Annotated in this window: 14 protein-coding genes and 6 pseudogenes; 8 read left to right on the top strand and 12 right to left on the bottom strand. The window is 69.1% G+C overall.

All coding sequences use genetic code 11. The features are described from left to right. Positions 1-170 (top strand): annotated as a pseudogene (locus tag ACIGYR_RS38860) (IS6 family transposase); the annotation flags it as partial. Positions 171-596: 426 nt separating this feature from the next. On the opposite strand, the gene ACIGYR_RS38855 reads toward ACIGYR_RS38860, so the two are convergent. Together ACIGYR_RS38855 and ACIGYR_RS38850 are read right to left on the bottom strand one after the other, a co-directional pair. Beyond that, a complete protein-coding gene (locus ACIGYR_RS38855) occupies positions 597-977 on the bottom strand; it encodes a hypothetical protein (RefSeq protein WP_391848212.1) in 381 nt (126 codons plus the stop codon). Between the two features lie 109 nt (positions 978-1,086). Further along, positions 1,087-2,805, bottom strand: a complete 1,719-nt coding sequence (locus ACIGYR_RS38850; protein ID WP_399608803.1) for a caspase domain-containing protein — start codon at positions 2,803-2,805, stop codon at positions 1,087-1,089. A gap of 156 nt (positions 2,806-2,961) precedes the next feature. Between ACIGYR_RS38850 and ACIGYR_RS38845 the strand changes: the two genes are divergently transcribed. From ACIGYR_RS38845 to ACIGYR_RS38835, 3 genes are all read left to right on the top strand, one after another. Then, positions 2,962-4,092: an IS4 family transposase gene (locus ACIGYR_RS38845; protein WP_400014462.1), complete on the top strand. Its 1,131-nt coding sequence runs from the start codon at positions 2,962-2,964 to the stop codon at positions 4,090-4,092. A gap of 171 nt (positions 4,093-4,263) precedes the next feature. Then, a complete protein-coding gene (locus tag ACIGYR_RS38840; RefSeq protein ID WP_399608877.1) occupies positions 4,264-5,043 on the top strand; it encodes an anti-sigma factor RsbA family regulatory protein in 780 nt (259 codons plus the stop codon). A gap of 22 nt (positions 5,044-5,065) precedes the next feature. Further along, positions 5,066-5,248, top strand: a complete 183-nt coding sequence (locus tag ACIGYR_RS38835) for a hypothetical protein (protein WP_399608806.1) — start codon at positions 5,066-5,068, stop codon at positions 5,246-5,248. A gap of 154 nt (positions 5,249-5,402) precedes the next feature. Here the strand turns inward: ACIGYR_RS38835 and ACIGYR_RS38830 are convergent. After that, positions 5,403-5,592, bottom strand: a pseudogene (locus ACIGYR_RS38830) (transposase family protein); the annotation flags it as partial. Between the two features lie 61 nt (positions 5,593-5,653). Here ACIGYR_RS38830 and ACIGYR_RS38825 point away from each other — a divergent pair. Beyond that, positions 5,654-5,995 (top strand): annotated as a pseudogene (locus tag ACIGYR_RS38825) (hypothetical protein); the annotation flags it as partial. A gap of 713 nt (positions 5,996-6,708) precedes the next feature. Here ACIGYR_RS38825 and fxsT read toward each other — a convergent pair. The 5 genes from fxsT to ACIGYR_RS38800 all read right to left on the bottom strand — a co-directional run bounded on the left by fxsT (position 6,709) and on the right by ACIGYR_RS38800 (position 12,290). Continuing rightward, a complete protein-coding gene (gene fxsT / locus ACIGYR_RS38820; protein WP_399608808.1) occupies positions 6,709-9,348 on the bottom strand; it encodes an FxSxx-COOH system tetratricopeptide repeat protein in 2,640 nt (879 codons plus the stop codon). A gap of 73 nt (positions 9,349-9,421) precedes the next feature. Continuing rightward, a complete protein-coding gene (locus tag ACIGYR_RS38815; protein ID WP_399608810.1) occupies positions 9,422-9,907 on the bottom strand; it encodes a hypothetical protein in 486 nt (161 codons plus the stop codon). Between the two features lie 32 nt (positions 9,908-9,939). Continuing rightward, on the bottom strand, positions 9,940-10,371 hold the full coding sequence (locus tag ACIGYR_RS38810; RefSeq protein WP_399608812.1) for a hypothetical protein: 432 nt from the start codon (positions 10,369-10,371) through the stop codon (positions 9,940-9,942). A 775-nt stretch (positions 10,372-11,146) separates the two neighbouring features. Beyond that, a complete protein-coding gene (locus ACIGYR_RS38805) occupies positions 11,147-11,923 on the bottom strand; it encodes a pentapeptide repeat-containing protein (RefSeq protein ID WP_399608815.1) in 777 nt (258 codons plus the stop codon). Then, positions 11,907-12,290 carry a hypothetical protein gene (locus ACIGYR_RS38800; RefSeq protein WP_399608817.1) on the bottom strand — a complete coding sequence of 128 codons (384 nt, stop codon included), beginning with the start codon at positions 12,288-12,290 and terminating at the stop codon, positions 11,907-11,909. The genes ACIGYR_RS38805 and ACIGYR_RS38800 overlap by 17 nt, the downstream gene beginning before the upstream one ends. A gap of 258 nt (positions 12,291-12,548) precedes the next feature. Between ACIGYR_RS38800 and ACIGYR_RS38795 the strand changes: the two genes are divergently transcribed. After that, on the top strand, positions 12,549-13,445 hold the full coding sequence (locus ACIGYR_RS38795; RefSeq protein WP_399608820.1) for an IS5 family transposase: 897 nt from the start codon (positions 12,549-12,551) through the stop codon (positions 13,443-13,445). A gap of 9 nt (positions 13,446-13,454) precedes the next feature. Here ACIGYR_RS38795 and ACIGYR_RS38790 read toward each other — a convergent pair whose 3' ends face one another. Continuing rightward, on the bottom strand, positions 13,455-13,619 hold the full coding sequence (locus ACIGYR_RS38790; RefSeq protein WP_399608883.1) for a hypothetical protein: 165 nt from the start codon (positions 13,617-13,619) through the stop codon (positions 13,455-13,457). Positions 13,620-13,644: 25 nt separating this feature from the next. Then, positions 13,645-14,052: a TipAS antibiotic-recognition domain-containing protein gene (locus ACIGYR_RS38785; protein ID WP_399608822.1), complete on the bottom strand. Its 408-nt coding sequence runs from the start codon at positions 14,050-14,052 to the stop codon at positions 13,645-13,647. Between the two features lie 362 nt (positions 14,053-14,414). Here ACIGYR_RS38785 and ACIGYR_RS38780 point away from each other — a divergent pair. Beyond that, positions 14,415-14,642, top strand: a pseudogene (locus tag ACIGYR_RS38780) (helix-turn-helix domain-containing protein); the annotation flags it as partial. On the opposite strand, the gene ACIGYR_RS38775 reads toward ACIGYR_RS38780, so the two are convergent. After that, positions 14,585-14,809 (bottom strand): relaxase domain-containing protein, encoded by a 225-nt coding sequence (locus ACIGYR_RS38775; RefSeq protein ID WP_400014464.1) that lies wholly within the window; start codon positions 14,807-14,809, stop codon positions 14,585-14,587. The pseudogene ACIGYR_RS38780 and the gene ACIGYR_RS38775 overlap by 58 nt on opposite strands. A 271-nt stretch (positions 14,810-15,080) precedes the next feature. Next, positions 15,081-15,251, bottom strand: a pseudogene (locus ACIGYR_RS38770) (cold-shock protein); the annotation flags it as partial. Between the two features lie 82 nt (positions 15,252-15,333). On the opposite strand from ACIGYR_RS38770, the pseudogene ACIGYR_RS38765 reads away from it, so the two are divergent. Then, positions 15,334-15,501, top strand: a pseudogene (locus ACIGYR_RS38765) (IS6 family transposase); the annotation flags it as partial.

The following is a 15,501-nucleotide window of genomic DNA, read 5'->3' as shown; positions in this document are numbered from 1 at the left end:
GCTCAGTGGGCAGGGCCCAGCGGTTCCTGTCCGCGTTCAGTGGTATCTCGCCCCACTTCCGGCCCCGCCGCCATCTGATGCCTGCACACGACTACCGCGCCGAGATGACCGTCCGCTTCGCAATCTGGGAGCAGATCACCGGCGTCGCCGGGTTCGCCACCGCGGTCTGACCACAGCCCGGAACCGGGCTCCACCACGCCACGACGTGCCATCAGCACCTACCCACCCAACAACGTGACAGCGCCAGCCTGGATGCCATCCGCCTCGACCACCACGCCGAAACCAGGCACCGCCCCCACCCCCGTCGATCAGCGAGCTGACCAGCAAAAACGCATCCCACAACACGAAAAAGCGCCTCGGTCCTTTAGACCGAAGCGCTACCTGCAACACCCAGACAATTCTCAACCAACCTGCAACAACCCCAGGTCAAGCCGCGACTGACGCCGCAACGGCCGTTCTCACACGACCTGCAGAACCCCAGCTCACCGAGCCCCCGATACCGCAACTGCCCTCCCCCTCAGCGACACCCCGCGCTGGTGATCCCGAGGCCGCCGCTGCCCACCGCCGGCCCGCCGAACTCGCTCAGGTCTCGCCGATCAGTCCGGGGTTCCGGGGGACCCGGGCTGCGCGCCGGGGACGAAGCGGAAGGGCGGGCTGAACGGGCCCATCACCAGCAGCTGCACGGCGGAGGTCCGGGTATCGACCAGGCGCTGGTAGGACGCGGCTGGGCTCTTGTCCAGGGGCGGTGGGAAGGTCGCCCGGTCGGCGTCCTCCATCACCACCCGCTCCCCGCTGTCGTGCCTGATGCGGGAACGGAATTCGTCCAGCCAATCCTCCCTCGGTCCGTTCATCCGGAAGGCCTTGGCCATGGCGACCTCCGTCTGCGGGGTGGGGAACACCGACAGGTCGGGCAACGTCATCCGTGCGAGGTCGGCGGCGGCCTTTCGGTAGACCGCTTCGTCGGAGGAACTCGTCATGGGGTCGTCCTCGGCTCGGAACGGCTTCGGGGGGTGACCGTGTGGCGGTCACCCCCCGAAGTGATCGGGTACTGATCGGGTACGCGGGGTCCGCAGGGTCCGCGGTCCGTCAGCCGAGGGCCCGCACGATGTACGGCAGGGTCACTCGCGCGGCGTCGAACAGCGCGTTGTACCACGCCTTCTGCTCGTTCCTGCTGAGTCCGGCGGGCAGTTCCACACCGACACTGCCGCCGGCAGGGCGGTCGGCAGGGTTGTAGTCCTTGGTGATCGCGTTGACGATCATCGGTGCCACGGTGCCGAGCAGGGTTGCCAGGAGGCCGAAGAACTTCGGGTGCCCCATGATCTCTTCCGGCACGCTGTCGGCGATCTGGCGACGCACCTCGGACGCGGTCGGCTGAGCTGCCTTGACGGGGCCGCCCGCCTTGGTCAGTTCATGCACGACGACCTGGGCCAGGCCGGCGGCGAGGTCCCAGAGGCTCTTGTCGTCGACATGGGCGGCGTTCGCCAGCGGGCGGTCGACCGACGGGGCCTTGCCCGGCCCTGCCGCGGTGTACGCCGCCGCGACGGCTGGGGCGAGTGCCGCGGCGCACAGACGTACGTCACCGAACCAGTTTCCGTCGAACGGGGGGTAGGCGACGTCCTTCGCCCCCGTGCTCGGCTTGAGGAGGTCTTCGAGAATGGCCTTGACCTGGTCGTCGGTGTAGGCAGTAGTGCTCATTTCCTTCTCCTTCTCCTTCGTCTGCTTTGTGCTCTGGACTCCGGCGCCCGTGGCACCGGAAGACTTTGATGGCGCTCCGACGCCCGCAGAAAGGATTCCCTGGAGCAGCTGCTCCACCTTCAGATCCATCCCCTTGTCCGTTTCCGGTTGCGCGGAAAGAAACGTTTCCGAGAGGAGGTACTGGTGATCCGAGGAGGCGAATACGCAGGGCGTCTGGCTCATATTGAGGGCCTCGATGCGATCTGTGGTTCGGTCGCGCAGGGCGTCGACCGAAATCGACAGATCCATTTCAGTGGTCAGGGCGTAGGTGAACGCCGAAAGCCAGTGGGTGGCGGCGCTGCCGGCCGCTGCGGTCTGGTCCGCTCGGCAGGCCGTGAACAGCACGGCGTTCAGTTCCAGCCCCCCGGTGAGGGGGCCCTTGGCCGGTGGAGCCGGGTGGGGGAGGTTCGTCAGGCTCCTGGCCAGTGAGGCCTCGTCGCGCAGTGCGGTGCGGCCGAAGAGCTTCACGCCCCGCACCTCGTTCAGGGCCATTGCCTTCTCCCGCTGCTGCCCCGCCGGTGCGAGGAACACCTTGTTGCGAACGGTGCGCGGCACCCCCTGGACGAAGATCTCCTTTTCCATGCCTCCGGAGTGGCAGGCGTCGAGCACCACGGTGAGCACGCCGGGCGGGAGAGCGCTGCTGCGATCGACGAGCTCCTTGTCCGACAGAAATCCGTCGTACGAGCAGAGGACCTCCGTCATCAGGTCGCCGTCCGGGTAGCGATAGCCGTGCGAGGACTGGAAGAAGACGCGCCGGTCGCCCTCCTCGGCGCCGTCGAACAGCCAGTCCAGGCCTTCCCTGGTGGCCGCCAGCGTGGCGGCGGCGTCGTGCAGGACAAGGATCTCGGAGTCCCGGAAGCCGAACTGGTCCCCCAGCATCTCCTTGAACACCTCGGTGTCCTTGATGCAGCTGTTGAGGCGGTTGGCCGGATCCGGATACTCGTCGATACCGACGAGCAGCGCACGATCTGTCATCGTCCTTCCTTTCTGTTCAGCCGCCTCACGACGATCACCGCCTGTGCGGAATCGTTTTTCTGACAGGCGGCCTCTTCGGGGAATCTGCCAGCGCAACCAGGAGTGCCCTATTCACGTCCATCGACGAAGAAGGGTCCGGCCGAAATTCCCTCGCACTCATGGTTTGCCGCCGCCCGGAAGTCGGCAACAGAGAGTGGATTGATACCAGTGACTTAAGGAACCCGCCGTTGACTTCTCAGGAGGTATGCGGATTTGCCTCGACCCGGACAAGTCAAGGCAGCGGACGAAGGATTGTCCGATCGCCTTGCAATCGGACTGCTCGTGCACGCGTTCCCGCCGGATTTGGTGGACCACGTGGTCGCGGAATGCGGCCGGGCCGAGCGCCGCAGTCGGCTGCTGCCCGCACGAGCGGTGGTGTACTTCGTCCTCGCGATGTGTCTGTTCTCCCGGCAGAGTTACGCGCAGGTGGCCCGGTTGGTCGCCGAGGGCCTGGCCTGGGCCGGGCAGGGCAGCCGTCCTTGGCCGGTGCCGACGACTGCTGCGATCTCCCGGGCGCGGGCCCGCCTCGGTCCGGAACCGCTGGCGGCCCTGTTCGCCGAAGTGGCAAGCCCCGCACGCCCCTCGCGCCGTGCACGCCCCACACCAACGACCACAGGTACGGAGGGCGAGCGCTACCGCCAGTGGCGGTTGCTGGCGATCGACGGAACCTCGGTCGGCGTCCCGGACAGCGTGGAGAACCGGGCACGGTACGGCCCCCCGCCCGCAACAGCAGCGGGACGGCCTGCATTTACTCAGGTCCACGTCGTGGCGCTGGCCGAGTGCGGCACCCACGCGATCACCCGGGCGGCGCTGGGCCGCTCCTCACACCCCAGGCACACGCTCACACGCGAACTGCTGGGTGCCGTCGCCCAGGGGGACCTGCTCCTGGCCGACCACAGATTCACCGGCATCGAGCTGATACCCGCTGCCTGCGCCTCGGGGGCGGACCTGCTGTGGGGGATCGGCCCCTGGCCGCTGCCGGTTCGCGCCGCTCTGCCGGACGGCTCCTATCTCTGCGACCTCGTCACGGACGGCACGCACCGCCCCCGCACGGATCCGCCCGTGGTCCGGGTGATCGAAGCCGCCAGAGACGCCACTGGCCTGGCGGACCGGCTCGTCACCACCGTCCTGGACCACGAAGCGGCCCCGTCACACGGCCTGGCCGCCCTCTACCGGCGGAGATGGGAGATCGAGGCTTCTCTGGACACTCTGGGCGCGTTGCGGCGCGGCGCCCCGCACGTCCTGCGCTCGCGCTGGCCCGCGGGCGTCGAGCAGGAGCTGTGGGGCCACCTCCTCATCCACCACACCATCCGGTCGCTCCTGCACTCGGCATCCCGCCCCTGACACATTCAGGCGCGATCCCACCCGGATCGCAGGGCCGGCCCTAAAGTCAGCGCTGGCCGTGCCTGCTCGGACCTCACATGAGCGCACCATGTCCCGGCTCGCCCGGCTGCCGCCTGCACTGGCGGTACGAGCGGACGGCCGGGCGCTTCCCCGTTCGCGCGGGCATCGCCGCTGCCTCATCCGACGCCACCGTCGCCCGCGTGCCGCCGGTGGTACGACGCTCCGGGGCGCACGCTGGCCGCCTACCACCGTTACGTCGACCAACGCACCGGAGATGCGGGGCGCCACCGGCAGGTCCGTGTCATCGGCGAGCCCGTATGGCACGGACGCGACGCGCTGGAAATCGCCGAATGGACCCGGTACGAGTCGATCATCAACATGGCCTTCGCCGACTGCCCGGCCTGGATCGTGTGTCCCTACGACGCCCACGTCCTGCCTCCTCCCGTCCTCGCCGACGCCCGCCGCACCCACCCGCAGCTGGTGACCGGCGCCACCACTGAAAGCAGCGTCCACTACGCCGCCCCCGCTTGCGCCGGCGTCTGGCACCGGGGGCTGACGCGACCTCCCCATGACGGAAGGGAGGCGGTCATGCGTTTCGACGCGGATCTGACCGCAGTACGCACGTTCGTGGCGGCCCGGGCCATGTCACTGGGGATGTCGGCCACTGAAGCGGAAGGTCTCGCCTTCGCCGTCAACGAGGTGGCCACCAACGCCGTCCAGCACGGCGGCGGCACCGGACAGGTCACGCTCTGGCGCGAGCGACGCCGGATTGTCTGCGACGTCACTGACAGCGGGCACACCACCACCGGCTGGTACCTCGGCTATCTGCCACCGAGCCTCAGGCAGCCGCACGGCCACGGCCTGTGGGCCGTGCGCCAACTGTGTGACCTGGTAGAAATCCAAGCCCAGGAGACCGGCACCACCGTCCGCCTGCATCTGGCCCTCAACTGAAGGAACGCTGCCGGGCATCACCGTGACCGTACTGTCCGAGCGCGTCGGCAGCCCGGTGGACCACTGCGTCACCAGCTTCGACCAGGTTCGCCTGCTGCGGACCGCCCTCATCCAGGGCAAGCACGGGCGGCTCCTGCCCGACGGCATCCTCACCAACTCTGTGGCAGTGCGCGCAAGCGGTTCCTGCACGCGATCGGCCGGGTGACGGCCGGAAAACTTTGCATGAGCGCCAGCGCGGTCGGTGCGAGTCGGGCGGCGCTCGCAATCGCTGTCCGCTACGCGCACACCCAGTACATCTCCGGCCCGGTGGCAGGCCAGCGGGTCCCGCTGGCCTGCCACCGGGCTGAGCTGCTTCAGCGTTACCGCTCCAGAGTGAGGATGACTTTGGCGATTGACGTCATGCGGTTTGGGCTGCACCGGGATTTTTGCCGAAGATCGCCAGGAAGGACTTCAGGCGAGCGACGCCGCGTTCGACTGGTGCCCGTGCCGTGGCCACGGCATGGTTGATGGTCCTCTCACTGGGGTGAGTTCCTGCAAGGGCTTCGCTCGTTACCGTCATCCCGGCGTACCGGCGGCTGTACCTGACGGCCACGCCGCGTGGGAGGAGCGGCTGAACCGCGAGGTGGTCGAGGGGGTCCGTGCCCCTGACGGACGGGCGCCGTCAAAGATCATTTACGGGACAGCTCTAAGGATGCGCCGGGGAGGGGCGGTTCTGGTGGGTGGGTCGAAGGTGCGCGGGTCGTCCCGACGACGCCCCCTGCGAGTCTGGCTCAACCCGGAGCACGGACGAATCCTGCTCCGGCTCGGCTTCGAGCTGTGCTGGGCCACCACATGGATGGACGACGCCAACCGGTGGATCGCACCGGCCCTCGGCCTTCCTGAACTTGCCTTCGTGAACTTCGGCGACGTCCTGCTCCAAGAACGCCCTGATGGAGTCCACTGGAAGACCGGTCGCGCGGGTCCGGCCGGACGGCCCTGGTGCGGACGGTGGCCGCCCGCTGTCCGGACGGTGTGCGCTGCCGCAGCCGGTACGCCGCCCGCTCCTTCTCGCACCAGGTAGGGAACCGCACCACCGCGGCGTACGCGTGGCGGCGTCGCTCAGGACCTCCCCGGCCTCAGCGTCGTCGAGCATCACCCGGATGGACTTGGCCATTTGGTCGGCGACGTCCTCGACGGCCGCCTTGGAGCTGAGCCGGCCGACCGGGTTGCCGTCGCGCAGCAGGCGGCGCAGCGCCAACGGGCCGCCACCGTGCGCCTACAGCCGAGCCAGTCGAGGGGGCGCAGCCTGTAGACCGATCGCAGCGTCGAGCAGATCGGCCTGTGTGACGCGGATGCCCTAGGCGGGAGCCTCTGGACCGGTGCCAAGGTTGCAGCGGGCGGGTACGGTGATCACCGTTTACGGGCGGCTCTTGCAGAACTAAGGGTCGCCGAGGAAGAGGATGACCATCTTGCGTCACGCTTGCGGAAGCCGTCCTCCTTGACGTCGCAGACGGAGTCGGCCTGGGAGCCCATGTACCGCACGTGGGCGTTTCGCTTCTTGCCGTCTCACGAACTCGGCGAGGAAGCCCACCATGGCGCTTGAACGCGTCGATCTCGGTGACGGCCCGGACTAGCTGGGTCTTCCCGACCGATCTTGCGAACGATCGCAACCCGACAGCCAGGCTCTTACCCCTGCCAATAGGCCAGGTGCTGCCGGGTGGCGAGGGTGTCGGGATGGTCGGATCCCAGCACCCGCACACGGTCGTCCAGCAGCTCGGCGTACGCCTCTGCAGCACCGGCCGCATCCCCCGCAACCCCCCGCCAATGCGCCAGGTTGTGCCGGGTGGTGAGAGTGCTGGGGTGGTCGGGACCCAGCACCCGCAATTGGACGTCCAGCACCTGGGCGAACATGTGTGCAGCACCGGCCACATCTCCCGAAACCCCCTGCAAGTGGGCCAGGTTGTGCCGGGTGGTGAGAGTGTCGGGATGGCTGGGACCCAGCACCCGCAATTGGTCGTCCAGCAGCCCGGCGAACGCCTGTGCAGCACCGGCCACATCCCCCGCCTCTGCCCGCCACCGGGCCAGGTTGTGCCGGGTGGTGAGAGTGCCGGGGTGGTCGGGACCCAGCACCCGCAGGTGATCCTCCAGCAGCTCAGCCGTCGCGGCCACGGCTCCGGCCGCATCCCCCGCAACCCCCCGATAATGCGCCAGGTTGTGCCGGGTGGTGAGAGTGCCAGAGTGGTCGGGACCCAGCACCCGCACCTGGTCGGCCAGCAGCTCCGCGAAGGCCGTCGCGGCCCCGGCCGCATCCCCCGCCTCTCCCCGCCACCGGGCCAGGTTGTGCCGGGTGGTGAGAGTGCCGGGGTGGTCGGGACCCAGCACCCGCACTCTGTCGTCCAGCAGCTCAGCCGTCGCGGCCACGGCTCCGGCCGCATCCCCCGCAACCCCCCGCAGATAGGCCAGGTTGTGCCGGGTGGTGAGAGTGTCGGGGTGGTCGGGACCCAGCACCCGTACCTGGTCGGCCAGCAGCTCCGCGAAGGCCGTCGCGGCCCCGGCCGCATCCCCCGCCTCTCCCCGCCACCGGGCCAGGTTGTGCCGGGTGGCGAGAGTGTCGGGGTGGTCGGGACCCAGCACCCGTACCTGGTCGGCCAGCAGCCCGGTGACCACCGCCGCGGCACCGGCCGCATCCCCCGCCTCTCCCCGCGAATAGGCCATGTTGTACCGGGTGGCGAAGGTGTCAGGGTGGTCGAGACCATGGTGCTGGAAGGTTTTGATGGAGAGGACGATGTAGTGGCCGTGGGCGGCCGCGACCTGACCTGTTTCCCGCAAGGTTCTGCCTACGAGATCCAGCACCTCATGCAGGTTGGGCTGGTATAGCGCCTCCACGGCGTTGTCGGTCAGGGCAGTGGTGTTGGTGAGCAGGGTCTGAGCGAGGTCGGTGTCGCGTTCGACGGCGGGCCAGGCGTCGACCAGGGCGTCGGCGCAGGTGCGGGCGGTGGTGTGATGCTGGTGGGGGGTGAGGGTGTCGCGGGTGGCGCGCTGGATGAGCTGGTGGACACGCACGGCCCGGTGGGGGGTGTCGGGGCTGTGGTCGATGAGGCTGAGGCGGTGCAGGGCACGCAGGGCGAGCATCGCGTCTCTCGGTGTCACCAGATCTGGATTTCCGGCGGAATCCTGAGCGGTGGGGGTGCGGCGCGCGGCGAGGAAGGTACGGGCGGGTCCGCTGGTCAGGACGGTTTCGGGGATGCCGTTGGGGTCAAGCAGGGCGGCTAGCTGGAGCATAGGGCGGGCCAGGCCGGCCGGACGCAGGGTGTCGGCGCGGTCGACGGACAGCGACCATGCGGCGGCCAGAGCCAGAGTCTGGTCGTCGGGAAGCCGGTCAGGGACAGTGTCGGCAAGTGTGGTGGCGCAGTCGGCCAGCAGGTCGCGATAGGCGGCGACGTCGTCGCCGGAGTCGATGAGGTAGGCGGCGGCCTGGGACAGGGCCAGCGGCAGGCGGCCAAGGTCGCCAGCCAGGGCTGCGAGCCGGTTCCGGGGCTCGGCGCGGCCGTGAGCCTTGAGGGATGCGGTGAGGTAGGTGACGGCTTCCTTCTCTGTGAACAGGCCGACCTGCACCAGGTGTCTGCCCTCTCCGGTCAGGGCGGCGTCGCGGCGGCGCGTGGTAACCAACGTGCGGCCATGCGGGCTGTCGGGCGGCCACAGACCGCGCAGGTCGTCGGGGTCGGCAACGTCGTCCAGGACAACCAGCCACCGGCACGGCTTGACTGCGGCCTTGGGGATCAGCCAGGCCAGGAAGGCGGCGGCGGCCTGTTCGGGGTCCTCAGGGTCTGCCCGGCACAGTTCGACTCCGGCCTGCGCGTATCCGCTCACCACGGGGGAGCGGTTGCTCGCGGTGATCCAGACCAGGACATCCACGCTGCCGTCCTGCCAGGCACGGTGGGCGTAGTCGGCGGCGATCTGGGTCTTGCCCACCCCGCCCATACCGGTCAGGACCTGGCTGAGCACGGCCGTGCCGCCGCCGTCGACCGCCACCGTCAGCCGGTCCGCTTCGGTGCGGTGCTGGAAGGATTGCGCCCGGGGCGGGATGGTTCCGACCTGGTGCGGCCACTGGGCCGGTTCCTGCGGCCCGCGCCGCTGGTGCACCACGGTCATGTACCCGCTGTTGGCTATCGCGCCGGGCGCGGTCGCGCTCGCGTCCCCCGTACCGGACACCCGCGCCGAGGGCGACGGTGCTGCGCCGGGGTTGCCGGGGGCGGGCCCGCGGTAGCCGGTCACCGCTTCCCCGCCGTCCACAGCACGGGCGCCGCCGGTACCGGTCACGCGCACCGCGGGCCCCTCCCCGGCGGGATCTGGTCCAAGAATTGGTGCAGTGGTCTTGTCGTGCGGGCCGTCGGCCCGGTCAGGTGTAGTCGACACCCGTACTCGCCCTGCTACCGGTACCCTGCGCGGTGGCGTCCCCAGTGTGCTCCGCAGTCGCCGACCCGCCGCCGGTGCCACCCGGCCGGACCACCCCGGTGGTCGCGCTGCCCCCACCGCTGGCGTTCGCGACGCCGGTGTAGCGGGCGATGTCCACCGGCCCCACAGCCTGCACCGCGGCCAGGGCCTGCGCCAATGCCTGCGCGAAGTCCGTGTCGTTCACGGTGGCCTCGTCCAGCGCGTCGACCAGCTGACGGCGCGTGCTCTCGCTGAGCTCACCGTCGCCGGCCCGGGCTTCCTCCCGGGCCTGTTCCAGCGCCGGGTCAGCTCCCAGCTTCACCCCCACCACCGTGTGCAGGCGCTCTATCCCCGCGTCCAGCACCCGGTCGACCTCCGCGTCAGCCGGCGCCGTCACCCGCCTGGCCTTGCGCACCAGCCACGCGAACACGTACCCAACTGCGATCTCCACACCCGTCACTGCGACCCCCTCGCCCAACCGCCCTACGGCATAACGACGTTACCCGGGAAACATCCCCCGATACCCGGCAATCGCAACCCCGGGACGATGGCTGCCCGTGCGGTTCGGTGTCCCCGACCGTTCAGTTGGCCGTGCCGCCGATGAGCAGGCAGCAGGCAGGCCAGGCCGGGGCGGACTTTCTCCGTAGGGGCAGACATGGCACGCGCCAGCCCCGGCTCGTGCGCATGATCGCCGGGCGTCCCGGGGAAGAGATCGGGCCGACCGTCGTAGCCGTACGCGACCTTGAACATGGTGGCGTCCCGGAAGGCCGGCAGCCAGCCCTTGCCACGAACACGTAGCACTTCCTCGTCAGCGTGGTCGAAGAACGCTTCCAGCTCGGGCCGGGTGAAGGCCCGTCGTTCCGGCTCGCCCTCGGCTTCGTCGGCGTGCGTTGCAGCGTTCCAGTCGTAGACCACCTGGACTGGGTATCGAAGTGCCGCAGGCACTCGTCGCCCCAACCGTAGGCTGGGTTGGTCAGGAAGTCGCAGAACTGGCGCACGGAACCTTGGTAGTTACGCAGGGTGGAGCGGACGCATCCGTGCACGGCCCGCAAATCGGCCGACCACTCGTCGACGTGCTGCGGCGTCCACTGCCACGGCATCGCGTCCGCGTCCCGGGTGAAGGCCCGGACTGTACGTTCCTAGTCATCGACGTATCCCGGCGAGAGGTTCCGGGCGAGTTGCTGGTTGCGCAAGCCTTTGATCATCGCCTCGAAGGCTGCTCGTCCGGCCCGCAGCAGCGGCAGACCATCGATCAGGTGCAGCCGAGCAGACCCTGGAACGAAACCGTCCCCACCCATCCGCCATCACTCTGGTCTATCGCATCTGACGCGAGAATTTCGCATCAGATGCGACTCGGGGGCTCTTCGCAGTTCAATCGCTCGATGGAGTGAGGCCCGCAGAAGTCCGCCGAGAGGACCCCTACCGTGGTTCCGAGGTCAGCCGGTGGGGCCGCTTCCGTGCCGTCCTGGGTCAAACTCCAGGACCGGTGTCGCCTATTCGCATCCGATGCAATTGGCCTCCGTAGGAACATCGGTACAGCGGTCAACGCTAAGCCGGTGATCATGGTCCGGCCAAAGTGAGCGCTGACGCGGTTCTCGTACTCGCGGCGGTCCTTGCGCTGGGCCGGGACGGCGGGCGTTACTCGGACTGACCTGCAAGGGTTCCAAAAATTGCCGCCGAGGGGACTGCCTTAGGACACGGGTACGGGCGGTACCTCCAGGTCCGCCCCACTGTTGCCCGCCCCTTGAATACGCCACTTGCCGCCCCCAATCGGGACAGATCGCCTCCGCATGCTCTCACCAAGAACATCGGGCCAACGCGTTCGCTCTGACCAAACGACCTCGGTCAGGTCCGCGCCGGCCAGGTTCGCGCCAGTCAGGTTCGCGCCGGCCAGGCCCGCGCCGGCCAGGTTCGCGTCGCTCAGGTTCGCGTCGCTCAGGTCCGCGCCGGTCAGGGCCCCGCGGGTCAGGTTCGCGCTGGTCAGGCGCGCACGTGTCAGGCGCGCGTCGGTCAGGTCCGCGCGGCGCACGAACGCACGGGTCAGGTCTGCGTCGGTCAGGTCTGCGTCGGTCAGGTTCGCGTCGCTCAGGTTCGCGTCGGTCAGGTCCGCGCTGGTCAGGCTCGCGCGGGTCAGGTCCGCGCTGGTCAGGAACGCGCGGGTCAGGTCCGCGCCGGTGAGGTTCGCGTCGCTCAGGTTCGCGCCGGCCAGGACCGTACCGGCGAGGTTCGCGCCGGCCAGGTTCGCGCCGACCAGGATCGTACCGGTCAGGCGCGCGCCGGCCAGGCGCGCGCCGGCCAGGTCCGCGCCGGCCAGGCGCGCGCCGGCCAGGTCCTTATCGGCCTGCTGGGCTCCGGCGGCGAGCAGGACCCGGCCCCACCAGCCGGAGGCGTGAACACGCAGCCACGGCAGGGACGGGCGGGAGGCGAGTGCGAGGCGGCCGAGGAGGCTGTCAGGGGGCGTCTTCACGGACGTCCTCCTCCGAGGCGGCGGGCGGCAGCGGGGCTACGTCCGGCAGGGTCTGTGGGGTCGGCCGGACGATGGACCGGGGGGCGACCTCCACACCTGAGAGAAGGCCTCGGATCGTGGCGGGCGCCCCGACACCGAAGATGAAGGCTGGCCAGGGGCCGCTGATCTGGTCGTGGGCAGCGGCGGCAACCGCGGCTCCCAGCATGCTCTGAACTGCCAGGACGAACAGCCGCGGCCACAGCTCCTTCTTCTTCTTTCCCCGCCAGGGCCAGTGGTAGCCGGACGACACCACGGCCGTCGAGAAGGACAGCACGGCTGCGGCTCCGCCGCCAGCCAGACCCCACAGCGTCGCCTGCCACCACGTCATACGGCGACGATATCGGCCAAAGCACCTGGCCGGGAGGAGACTTGGCAAAAGGGAGTATCCGGCCACACAGGCCAGCACTGAGGGCCCCGGCGCGAGGAGCCAACTGGTACACGGCCACGGTCGAGTTGCCCTTCCAGGACACCCGCGCCGCCGAGCTGGGATGACGTCGAGCGGGCCGCGCTCGACCAGGGGGTGACCGTACGGCGCAGCTAGGCCGTGTATCGAAAGTGGATCTTGAGCTGTGAATGATCTCGGTTCATGGGTCGAGGAGATCTCACGGACGAACAGTGGGCGGTGCTGGAACCGTTGTTGCCGAGGGGCACAAGGGCCGGGCGGCCACCCATCTGGCCTCGGCGGCAGTTGATCGACGGCATACGGTTCCGCGTCCGAACCGGTGTTCCGTGGCGGGACGTGCCCGTCAAGTACGGACCGTGGGGCCGGATCTACGACCTATTCCGCCGATGGCAGCGGAATGGCACCTGGCACCGGATCCTCACCCGTCTCCAGTCCCTGGCCGACGCGGAAGGTGCGATCACATGGGACCTGAGCGTCGACTCCACGGTGGCGAACGGCCCGAGGCCCTCGTGTCGAGCACATCAGCATGCGGCCGTGGCCCGCAAGCAGGGTGAACTGCAGAAAGAACCACCGGGTGGCGTGTTCACCGAGCCCGGCGATCACGGGCTGGGACGTTCGCGCGGCGGGTTCACCACCAAGCTGCACCTGGCTGTCGAGCACGGTCAGAAGCCCATGGCGATCGTGGTCACGGCCGGTCAGCGCGGCGACTCGCCTCAGTTCGAGCCCGTGCTGGGGAAGATTCGCGCGCCTCGCATCGGGCCGGGCCGGCCACGCCTCCGCCCCGGCCGGGTTCGGGCCGACAAGGCGTACGCCTCCCGCAAGAACCGCGCCTACCTGCGCCGACGCGGGATCCGCTGCACCATCCCAGACAAGGCCGACCAGGCGCGCAACCGCCGGAAGCTCGGCTCCCGCGGCGGCCGGCCACCGCGATTCGACCCGGCCGACTACCGCGAGCGTCACGCGGTCGAGTGCGGGATCAACCGCCTCAAGAGACATCGCGCTGTCGCCACGCGATACGACAAGTTCGCCGTCCGCTACGAGGCGACCATCCTCGTCGCGACCATTAACGAGTGGCTGTGACCCGCGGTCTCACGCAGCGGGATCCACGTTCCACGCCGCGGGCAGATCGCTCCCGCAGAAGACGCAGACGAAGTCGTCCTCACGCACGATGTTGCCTCGGCACCAGCCCGAGACCCCGGTCTCTGCTTCCTCCTCCCAGGGGCTGCGACAGCCCTTGGGCCTGAAGCCGCCCATGCATGTCCTGGCCCGTGTCGCCCGACTACGCCGAAGTCTCGGCCCCTGCGCTGGGGGCGAACCCGCTCCCCTGCTCGGCGAACACCTTGATCGCGGCGCCCAGGAACTCCACCATCCCGGGGTGGTAGGAATCGTGGAACGCCCTCATGGCCTCGTCCTCGGCGTAGAAGAGCGACATGCCGACGTAAGCCTCCCTGGAGGGAGTGTAGAACCGGCAGACGATGTCGAAGTGCCTGCGGACGAGCTCCTGGATCTGCTGGTCCCCTGGCAGGGAGCCACCGTCCAGGAAAGCCGTGACCTCCCGGTACAGGACGTCCCAGTCCTGGTGGACCCGCTCCCTGTCCACATGTTCCCAGTTGTTGGTCCTTGCAAGGCTCTTCGCCTGCTCCTCGGCCAACGACCGGCGACACTCGTCCTCGTAACTGTTCCCCACGGCACCGGTTCCCATCGTTTCGTCACCTCTCCGGTGGATCCCCGAGAGGCCGCCGACATGTCGACATCGACCGACCGCCGATGATCAACTGCCAGTCCAGGCCGAACGGTGACACACAGCCACCGGGTCGGCAAACCAATTCTTGGACCCTCCGGCGCTCCGTCCCGGTCAGCCGGCGGCGGAAAGGCGCAGCTCGAACGGCGAGCCACCGGAGCGGGGCGTCCAGCCGCTCGACCGCGCGGCCCGGATTCCCGCGGCTACCTCGCGCGCTAGGTGTTCTGTCCGGGGAGGTTGTGGACGGGTGAGGCAGGTCTCGGCTGAGGGATCTTGAACAGGTGAGGGCCTTTCGAGTTCGGTGTGGATTGCGACGTCGACACCGACCGAAAGGCCCTCGTGCCCACCGTAATGCACCCCTGACCGAGACCGGACGACTGCGCCTGGCCCGCTGCGTGGTCGAGGAAAACTGGTCCCTGCGCCGGGCTGCCGAACGCTTCCAGGTCTCGCCCACCACTGCCCAGCGCCGGGCCGACCGTTATCGGACCTTCGGCGAGTACGGATGCCGGCCCCGCTCACCGAACAGGTTCCGCAGCTGCGCCTCGGTGACCTCCTCACCAGGCGCCAGTCCGAGCACGGCAAGTCCCCGGCCCATCCATCGCCCGACCGGGACACCGGCTTGCTCCTGGGCCTCGCGCAGCGGCGTGCGGGCCGGGCGCCGGCCGTCACCGACAACGGTCTCGCGCAGGTAGTACCGGTACATCTGACCGGCCCGGACGACCCTGATATCCACTGTCATGCAGACCACGCCACACGGCTCTGACCTGCAAGAAAAGGCCGATCAGCGGCACGTCCCGCCAGGCGGGAGCAACGGCCGAACTTTCTTCTCAGGAGCCCGTCACGCGGGAAGCAGCTCCGGCCGGCGAGCCAATGTCATCGCTCTCCAGTCCGGCGGCCCACCGTCTTGGGTCGCTGCATGAGTGAGGCGGCTGCCGGACCGGGCAGCCGCCTCACTCTGTGCCTCTCCTGCCCGCTCAGCCGCGAACGATGTTCTGCGCCTGCGGGCCCTTCTGCCCCTGGCCGATGTCGAAGGTCACATGCTCGCCCTCGGTCAGCTCGCGGTACCCGTTGCCCTGGATCTCGGAGGAGTGCGCGAAGACGTCCGGGCCCCCACCGTCCTGCTCGATGAACCCGAAGCCCTTCTCAGGGCACTGTCACGTTGGCTGACCGGTGGGATGATCTTCGGGTCGATCAGGTTGGAAGGGGTCGTCCGTGGGGAGTGCGGCGCTGTCGTACAAGGGGCACCGGTACCCGGTCGAGGTCATCTCCTACTGTGTGTGGCTGTACTTCCGCTTCCCGCTGTCGTTCCGCGAGGTTGAGGAGCTCATGCTCGAGCGCGGGATCGTCGTCTCCTACGAGACGGTGCGCCGCTGGTGCGGCAAGTTCGGGCAGACC

The organism is Streptomyces sp. NPDC053076, from assembly GCF_044546845.1.
Taxonomy (GTDB): Bacteria; Actinomycetota; Actinomycetes; order Streptomycetales; family Streptomycetaceae; genus Streptomyces.
The sequence above is the reverse complement of the archived record's forward strand: the minus strand, read 5'-3'. Positions and strand labels throughout refer to the sequence as shown.

Bases quoted from the DNA above. Each gene is read 5' to 3' on its own strand.
- ACIGYR_RS38790 (WP_399608883.1), bottom strand. From the start codon at position 13,619: ATGGGCGGCTTCAGGCCCAAGGGCTGTCGCAGCCCCTGGGAGGAGGAA.
- ACIGYR_RS38855 (WP_391848212.1), bottom strand. From the start codon at position 977: ATGACGAGTTCCTCCGACGAAGCGGTCTACCGAAAGGCCGCCGCCGAC.
- ACIGYR_RS38795 (WP_399608820.1), top strand. From the start codon at position 12,549: ATGGGTCGAGGAGATCTCACGGACGAACAGTGGGCGGTGCTGGAACCG.
- ACIGYR_RS38775 (WP_400014464.1), bottom strand. From the start codon at position 14,809: ATGTACCGGTACTACCTGCGCGAGACCGTTGTCGGTGACGGCCGGCGC.
- ACIGYR_RS38800 (WP_399608817.1), bottom strand. From the start codon at position 12,290: ATGACGTGGTGGCAGGCGACGCTGTGGGGTCTGGCTGGCGGCGGAGCC.